A 596-nucleotide genomic window follows, 5' to 3' on the forward strand; every position below is an offset into this window, starting at 1 on the left:
CTCCGCCGCCAGCGCGGGGTCGATCCAGTCGCTGCGGCTGATCAGGTGCCGTGCACGCTTGCCAACCGTGTCATAGAGATAGAAATCGCCCGGATTGCTGCCTGACCAGGTTTCCACCAGCACCGTCTTGCCATCGCGCGTGCTGGAGGTGATGTAGACCGCTCCGCCCAGGCCGGCTTCGAGGCTGCGGTACAGGCGAGCGTCGTCCGAGGCGTCATCGAAGAATGCCGTTCGCGGCGCACTGCCAAGGAACAGGGCCCCGACTGGCACGCGGCTGCCGGGGCGCCGGATGATGCGCGCCGGGTCGGCACTCCCATCGCGCAGCACGGTGCGTCGTTCATTGCTCTGGGGGTCCCAGCTGACAATGGCATCAGGTCCATCTGCCTGCTCGACCTGCAGGTACGCCAGGCGACCATCGGCCGAGAAGCCGAGCGGCGCCTCGATGCGCTTGCTCAGGGATTCATCATTGAGCAGGACCCAGTCGCTGTTGCTGCCCGTGCGGTAGTAGAGCTTCTGCGTGCCATCGGTAACGACAGCGCGTGCGAAACGCACCTCGCCCTGCTCATCGGTCGTGAAGTCCGCATCGGGAATGGGAG

At 65.8% G+C, this 596-nt stretch carries 1 protein-coding gene; it reads right to left on the reverse strand.

Going from position 1 to position 596, the window contains the following annotated elements; translation table 11 throughout:
• The coding region (locus tag DAI20_RS19865) for a hypothetical protein (RefSeq protein ID WP_205781524.1) at positions 1-596 on the reverse strand (596 nt) is incomplete at both ends.

It is taken from the genome of Planctomonas deserti (genome assembly GCF_003067705.1).
Lineage (GTDB): Bacteria > Actinomycetota > Actinomycetes > Actinomycetales > Microbacteriaceae > Planctomonas > Planctomonas deserti.